Source organism: Paenibacillus forsythiae T98, from assembly GCF_000520735.1.
GTDB classification, from domain to species: Bacteria; Bacillota; Bacilli; order Paenibacillales; family Paenibacillaceae; genus Paenibacillus_AQ; species Paenibacillus_AQ forsythiae.
Genome location: NZ_ASSC01000759.1, coordinates 1 through 850 on the forward strand (window position 1 = coordinate 1; position 850 = coordinate 850).

Sequence of the window (850 nt, forward strand, 5' to 3'; positions counted from 1 at the left end):
CGCCTTCCACGGAATCGGAGTCTCCGCCCGCCCCGTCAGCCGACAGAGCTGTGCTGTTCCTGTCCGCCGATCCAGGCGTCCCCTCATCCGTCGCCGCTTGGGCCGTTCCCGCCGCCGGAGCGGCAGCATTCCCGGCGACGCTCCCGCCGCCTTCAGGCGAAGCAGCGGGAGTTGCGCCAGACTGCGCCGCGGGCCCTTCGCCGGTCTTCTGCTGCTCCAGCCATAGCTTCAACTGATCCTCCAGCGCGGACAGCAATTGATGAAGCTGCGGCCCGAACACCGCCTGCTGAAGTCCGCTGACACTCCCCGGAGTAACCGGGAGACCTCTTTTTTCCGCAATGACAGCCGCTTCCAGCCACTCCTGGACAGGCACGCTTGCGGGCTTGGCTTCCATAATCGCATTCAGCTTGGCCGCTGTCTCCTTCGTCAGCGGAAGGCCCCCGGCCTGCATCGCCTGTATGATTTCACGGCCTGCCTTGGAGCCGCCCAGACCAAGCGCATCAAGGGCCTCCCCCATCGTCTGCGGAGATGCCTGACTGCCCGCCGGAGCCGGCTTTAATACCGGCAGCCCCCGATCCCCCGGCGGCCCCACCTGCAGCGTCAGCGATTGCCCCGGCTGCAGCGGCGTCTCCAGCTCCGCCCGCACAGGCGTGCCGTTAATTTGCACCATCGCTTCTTTTCCGGATTCCGATACATTGAGAACAACGCCGCGGACAATCTGTCCTTCTTTCAGTTCAAGCGTTTTCGCTTCTCCGGGCTTGCTGTCTCCCAACAATCCGCGAATCAAAGACCCAATGTTCACGCCGTTTCCCCCTCTTCTTAGCTTCTTGCTTTTATATCGGCAGGCGGC

At 63.5% G+C, this 850-nt stretch carries 1 pseudogene; it reads right to left on the reverse strand.

The features are described 5' to 3' along the window. Nucleotides 1-802, reverse strand: a pseudogene (locus L692_RS0123130) (hypothetical protein); the annotation flags it as partial. Between the last annotated feature and the right edge of the window lie 48 nt (nt 803-850).